The organism is Sphingobacterium tenebrionis (genome assembly GCF_037126265.1).
Classification (GTDB): domain Bacteria; phylum Bacteroidota; class Bacteroidia; order Sphingobacteriales; family Sphingobacteriaceae; genus Sphingobacterium; species Sphingobacterium tenebrionis.
This window is the reverse complement of the sequence record NZ_JAYLLN010000068.1, coordinates 1-6018: the sequence shown is the minus strand read 5'-3', so window position 1 is coordinate 6018 and position 6018 is coordinate 1. Positions and strand designations below refer to the sequence as shown.

The following is a 6018-nucleotide window of genomic DNA, read 5'->3' as shown; positions in this document are numbered from 1 at the left end:
CGTGGAAGAAAACTATAGAATATTTTAATTTTAAATATGAAGATATAGCAAAGTGTAAAAGGAATTATTGGAATGCAGAACTTGTTACTCAAAAAGTTAAAGGATTGCATGAAAAGGGGATAAATATAAGTTCAGGATATATACAAATGTACCATTCTGATCTATATAATCAAGGGAGATACCTTTTTGGTTCTTGGGAATGCGCAGTTGAATCAGCAGGAATAAAGTTTGATGAAGTTAGAGAAGATGCAGATACTATTAGTTATTATGGTTATAAATTTGAAGAGGTATTAAAAGATTTGCTGTTAGATTTACAAATGGATTATGAATACCAAAATAGAGATATTACGGGGATAAGACCCGATTTTACAAATGGAGTAAAAATAATTGATGCTAAGTTATCTCAATGGACTTACTATCGTTCGGAAACGATACAAAAGTATGAGCCTCATTGCAAGCTCCTAACTATTGTATATCTAAGGGGTAACAAGAATTTCGATAAAATGCTTACCCCTAAAACAAGATTATTAAGTGTATATAAATTAACGAAACAACTACCACGTTCGAAAAGAAAAAAATACATACACCGGTTAAATACAATAAAAAATGAAATCAAAAAGAGCGCTGACAATATTTAAGTCAACGCTCTTTTTACATATCCCAAAAATCATCAGCTTTAACCCTCGAATCAAATTCTCTCAACACCTTCAATATCTTCTGCATTGTTTTTCGTGTAGGTGATCTATCCGGATTATTAGCTAAATCTCCTACAGTGTTTCTTCCTAATCCTGATTTTCTCACTAGCCATTCCTGCTCAATTCTATGTTTATCTAAAAACCTTCCTAGTGGCGTTCTCTTAGAACGAAACCTCCACATGATTCTCACTCCCTATGAAAATTGTTATCTACAGTACTTTCCTAAATGCACAAAAAATAAACCCCTAAAAATAGGGGCCTAAAAATGGTGCATGGACGACAAAATTTTACGAAAAACGTCTTTTCAGTAGGGATAGTTTCTTTCCGGGTTCTTCAGCGTAATGCTTCATGTAATCGCACATTAGAATGTTAATCAGTTTATCAGCCGTATATCCGTGCATAGGGAATGTGTGAGCCATATCAGAGAAAAACACTTCAATCCGCCTCAATGTCCTTCTATCAATCTTCACTTCAATCATTCCATATCGCTCATCATTTCCATTAAATTCTAATTCGTAATCCGTATAGTGCTTCTTACTCTCTAAAATTTGATACAGCTGTTCCATACTATTCTTAGACCTTATATGTTCAAGAAAGTCCTCGACTAGTATTTCAGCTAGATCGCTAGCATTACACTCATATTCTTCCTCTTCCATATCTTCGATAATAATATTCATACGGAATAAGTAAATTTTGAGCATCTTCACTTCAAAACGGTACTTCTCTTTTAATTTCCATTCAATTTTAGTTCGTTCCCACCAATTATTAGCACTCATAAGTTGAATTTCTTTTGTCATTACATCGTATTTACTATACATGCTGTCACCTCTCACATAGTGCGTAATGCAAAACATAAAATGCGTGTTGCTGCAGCTCTTTGCGAAACTCCCCATTCAATAGCTAACTGGACAAGCTTTGAATGTGCTTCCTGCTCTAATTTCGCATGGATGTACTTTTTAGTTTCTTTATATTCGTATGCATGTATTTCGCTTATATAATCAATTCTGAGGTGTTCTGTGATTAATTTAGACATGTATTGGGTAGTGGTTATTCCTTCTTTGAATGCTGAGGACCTTATTAATTGTCTTTGTATTTCATTTACGGGGATTTTTACATCTTTCTTTTTATCAGAACGGATTTTACGAGGTTGTTGGTTTGTTATTGTAGTAGATTGTTTTCGAGGTTCAAACATAGGGTTAACATTGCTCATGATGCTCTCCCCTTTCAAAATTAACCTCCTCCCTCTCTGTTAACACAGGGCCATAATTCCAACATGCTATCATTCCTGCTGTTTTTGAGAAAAGAGAGGAGGGAGCTGTATTTTATTTAGATAATTATTTAGTAATTAAAATTACCATCTTTAGGTAGTGCTGGTCTTTTCTTTTTAGGCGCTTCCTGTTGAGGTTGCGTTTTTTCTGTTGCGATAGGTATCCCTGATACATTCGGCATATGAATACCACTACTTCCGCCATTACTTGCAATGTAATAGCGTATTGCATGACGTACTGTTTCTGCTTTTCTGCTTCTAGGAATCTTTTTTAACCATTCATGAATGTCTTTATCTAGCTGATCGTCATAACTAAGCTGATAAATTCTACTCGCCATCTTCTTCACTCACTTTAAACATCCCATATTTGAAAAATCCTTCTGCGTTTGCTTGTTGTGGTTTTTCTGCCACTTTCACACTACCAACTAAATCTTCAATAGCGCTTGCGAATAATTCCGCTCCGCCACCAGTAATAATGATTTCATCGAAACGATCGAACGTTTTCCATGCGTTTTTAATACCTTGTTTAATCTTTTCAGATACTTGGAATACAGCTTTCGGTTTAACTTCTTCGAAATCAATAATGTGACGTTCTGAAAGTTTATACTGTCCTGATTCAAAGAATGGCTCAACATGGTAGTATTCCACTTTAGCATTAGAGTTTTGAGAGTTGATGTAATCCGCGATTTCTTGATAAACATCCTTCATTCCAGCTTCAACTGATTTGAACTCATTTTCACGACGTAGTCCAGTGATTGAGTCTAAATCTGTTGTCCCTGTTCCAATATCAATTACTCCTACACGAATATCTTCGTAACGTTCATCAGCTACGAATCCCTCTGTATCTAAGTATTGACCCATTACAGTTCCGATAGGTTGAGGTAAAATGATAACTTCTTCTACATTAACCTTTACTGTTTTACCCTCGATTTTCACTGTATGTAACCCTTCGAAAACTTCTTTTAGATTATTAGCGGCTTCTGTACCGATTTCGTTACTTGGTACACCTGTGATTACAATTACTTCGTCTGTTGATTGCACTTTGCTTTTAAGAGCAAGATCAGCAAGAGCGATACTTGTTAACACTTTGTATAAAGGTTCTTTATATCTGTTTTGGAATCCGTAAGTTGCAAATACATCTTTTACTTTTGTAATGTCTTTTCCCCAAACGTATTCGATACCTTCGATTTCATAAGTCTTTAATTTTGCTTTTTTACCTGTAATTGATTCCCCTACATCCTTTTTAAAAGCCACTAATGAAGGTAATACTCCTGCTGCAACTTCACTTCTACCTTTAATGTTCCCATTACCATGGTCAATTACTAATACTTTTTTCACTAAATACACAACCCTTCTAGAATCATTGTATAAAACTTTATTATTCATAAACCAATTATACAGCAGATAAACTATGTTTCAACATAAATATTAAAACTCTACACAATCATACTATTAAACTTTAATTATTTTTATTCCTGGCAATTTAGCGATTTCGTTTTCTTTGCAAAGGCTTCGCAATATCTACAAAAACGCATGTTGCGAGGTAGGGAAGACATAGGCTTGTCCTCCCTAAGATTCGTCAATCCTCCCTAAAGGCTTTATCAACAATAAAAAAGAAGACAAGCTTCACGCTTATCTTCCTGCTTCTTGTAACTATATGAAACTTGTATTACAATTGATGTAGAAATTAATCGAATAAATGAGAAAGAGCCCTAAATCCTCCGCGACCAAACTTTGGATTTAAGACTCTCTGATAAGTTACACAAGGTGTATACCCTGTTGTTAATTAATTTATGTCTCTATGATATCAAATTTAATCAATAAGGTAAATACTTTTATATCCTTGTGTGACTTCCTTTTATTCTCAAAAGGAGGTCTATTTGTGTTAGCTATAAGGAAACACCAGGAATCGTTCATTGATGAGTGGCATGAATGCTACTTGTCAGAACATAAAAAGAGTGGGTATATAGCCGTTTTAGATTTAAGCGGTAGCGAGAAGAAACAATTATGGATAGGCACGAACGACATTAAAACTCTTTCAAATATGTCTAATCCTTCGAATAAGGATTTTTATCTGTCTTTGAATAGCTTTGTATTTGGAAGTAGGAAAGCGACAGATTTAAAACAAATACGGAATATCGGCGTAGATTTAGATTTTTACAAGTTGGATATTTCAAAAGAATACGTGATTCAAAACTTACAAGATTTCATTGCAGAAGGGATGCTCCCTTGTCCTAATTTAGTTATGTATGGTCGAGGAATGCAACTGATTTACACTGTACAAGGTGGCGCAGCTCCACAAATGGCATTTTTATCTCAATACATAACAAACCATTTTATAAAAATGTTGATGCCATTAGGTGCAGACGGATCATGCAGCGACCTTTCAAGGGTCCTGCGCATGCCATATACAACGCATAGCAAAACTGGAAAGCAAATAGAACTTGAAATTTGGACAAGACGCGAACACGATCTACAAGAGTTATATGATTATGTACCACCTTTAGAAAAGAAGAGACAACCGAAACGAACTGCTACACGTAAAAAAGGATCAATTTCAACACTACCTTCTCAAAAAGGGGTAATGAACCTTTATAGTTTAAATACAAAAAGGAAATCTGATTTAGAGAAGATTGTGGTGCTCAGAAATGGCGAAATAGAGCATAGACACGACATGACATACATTTACGCCTTCACAACAGCTTTGATCGTTAAAAACCAAATAGCGACGTTAGAAATGACGTTTCAGATAAATGATAAATTTAAAGAACCGCAAACGAAAAAAGAAGTAGAAAGAACAGTGAAAGATGCGTATAGAGATGCTATAAAGTTTTTCGATGCGTTTGCGGAAAATGGGTTTACGATGCGAGGATTAGCGTCAAATTTAATTAAACCAATGAAAACAGAGACGATTTTTAGAAAATTAGACATAAAATTAACAAAAGAAGAACTTGAATTGATGGATACATTAATTGATTCAGAGGAAAGTAAACACAGGGACAAGCTAAGAAAGCGAAAAACCCGTGGTTCTGTTAGCTTAGAAGAACATAAAGAAAAAACTGCAAGACAAACTGATAATCAGCTAGCTAAATTAAAAGAATTGATCGCAGAAAATCCAAAGCCAAAATGGAAGTCCATAGCAGTAGAAATGGGCATTTCAGAACGGCATTTACGTCGCCTAAGAAAAGAAATATAAAAGCGGACATCCCTGTCCCTTTAAAGCAAAGTTATATGCAGCACCGTAGTACTGTGTTATTCCTGAACCTCCTATTTAGGGGGTTTTTATTATGGTGGGGGATGGTAGAATAGGCTTTATTGCTGAATTTAGTTTTACACAACGGATATAGTACGTGAAATTATAGATTGATATTGAGCATATAGTGTTTTATTTGAAAGGGATTCTATAACATTCAGATATATACAAAATAAAAAATATATGCTACATTATTCCAGTAATGATAGTTTATTGAGTGGGATTGTCAACCTACCTCTGGTAAGTTAACTAAAATCAAGCAACCTTTTATCAACCATTGCTGTTGATTTTTAGTTCTTATTAGAAGGAGGTGATACATGTGAAAGAATTGATAGGGGCTGTATTATTGTTTCTAATGGAAAGGTACTTTATTGAACCTTTCGTTGAATATATAGAACAAAAAACGCGGAATTTATCTATTTTTACATATGTAAAAACCACTCAAGCTATGAACGTAGCTGTAGAGTGGCTAAGAGTGCTAAAGATAGTTACTTTTAGTTATGTTCCGTTCACTCACTAATTAGTGAGTATTACATAGAACAGGGTGTCTCAACCACTCTGTTCTATTGCAATTATACCTCTGTCTAATGTATATTATACACTCATTTGAAAAGTTTTGCATTTCTAATGAGATATGAAGGAGGAACTAATATGAAAATTGATCTTCTTAAACTATTTATAAAATCAACAATATTATTTGTTTTAGCGTTAGTTATAGCGGATAAATTTCTAGGTTATACAGGTATAAAAACGATGGTTTATGCGTTAAGTTTAGCAATAATTATTCCGTTAGTTAGTCTAGG

General features: G+C 34.3%; 7 protein-coding genes. 2 read left to right on the top strand and 5 right to left on the bottom strand.

Annotation, left to right across the window (positions count from 1 at the left end; translation table 11 throughout):
• The coding region (locus tag VJ786_RS16410) for a hypothetical protein (protein ID WP_336558051.1) at window positions 1-638 on the top strand (638 nt) is incomplete at its 5' end.
• Window positions 639-651: 13 nt separating this feature from the next.
• Here VJ786_RS16410 and VJ786_RS16405 read toward each other — a convergent pair.
• The 5 genes from VJ786_RS16405 to VJ786_RS16385 all read right to left on the bottom strand — a co-directional run bounded on the left by VJ786_RS16405 (window position 652) and on the right by VJ786_RS16385 (window position 3348).
• The gene (locus VJ786_RS16405; RefSeq protein ID WP_336558050.1) at window positions 652-801 is read right to left on the bottom strand and encodes a hypothetical protein; all 150 of its coding nucleotides are present in this window, start codon (window positions 799-801) and stop codon (window positions 652-654) included.
• A 181-nt stretch (window positions 802-982) separates the two neighbouring features.
• Window positions 983-1513: a hypothetical protein gene (locus tag VJ786_RS16400; protein WP_336558049.1), complete on the bottom strand. Its 531-nt coding sequence runs from the start codon at window positions 1511-1513 to the stop codon at window positions 983-985.
• A gap of 11 nt (window positions 1514-1524) precedes the next feature.
• Complete coding sequence (locus tag VJ786_RS16395; protein ID WP_336558048.1) at window positions 1525-1905, bottom strand: hypothetical protein; 381 nt, start codon at window positions 1903-1905, stop codon at window positions 1525-1527.
• Between the two features lie 128 nt (window positions 1906-2033).
• The gene (locus VJ786_RS16390; RefSeq protein WP_230706760.1) at window positions 2034-2300 is read right to left on the bottom strand and encodes a hypothetical protein; all 267 of its coding nucleotides are present in this window, start codon (window positions 2298-2300) and stop codon (window positions 2034-2036) included.
• Window positions 2290-3348: a ParM/StbA family protein gene (locus VJ786_RS16385; protein WP_336558047.1), complete on the bottom strand. Its 1059-nt coding sequence runs from the start codon at window positions 3346-3348 to the stop codon at window positions 2290-2292. The genes VJ786_RS16390 and VJ786_RS16385 overlap by 11 nt, the downstream gene beginning before the upstream one ends.
• A gap of 553 nt (window positions 3349-3901) precedes the next feature.
• Here VJ786_RS16385 and VJ786_RS16380 point away from each other — a divergent pair.
• Window positions 3902-5158 carry a hypothetical protein gene (locus VJ786_RS16380; protein WP_336558046.1) on the top strand — a complete coding sequence of 419 codons (1257 nt, stop codon included), beginning with the start codon at window positions 3902-3904 and terminating at the stop codon, window positions 5156-5158.
• The last annotated feature ends 860 nt before the right edge of the window (window positions 5159-6018 follow it).

Coding starts and splice junctions, on each gene's coding strand:
- VJ786_RS16385 (WP_336558047.1), bottom strand. CDS start 3,348: ATGAATAATAAAGTTTTATACAATGATTCTAGAAGGGTTGTGTATTTA.
- VJ786_RS16395 (WP_336558048.1), bottom strand. CDS start 1,905: ATGAGCAATGTTAACCCTATGTTTGAACCTCGAAAACAATCTACTACA.
- VJ786_RS16390 (WP_230706760.1), bottom strand. CDS start 2,300: ATGGCGAGTAGAATTTATCAGCTTAGTTATGACGATCAGCTAGATAAA.
- VJ786_RS16400 (WP_336558049.1), bottom strand. CDS start 1,513: ATGTATAGTAAATACGATGTAATGACAAAAGAAATTCAACTTATGAGT.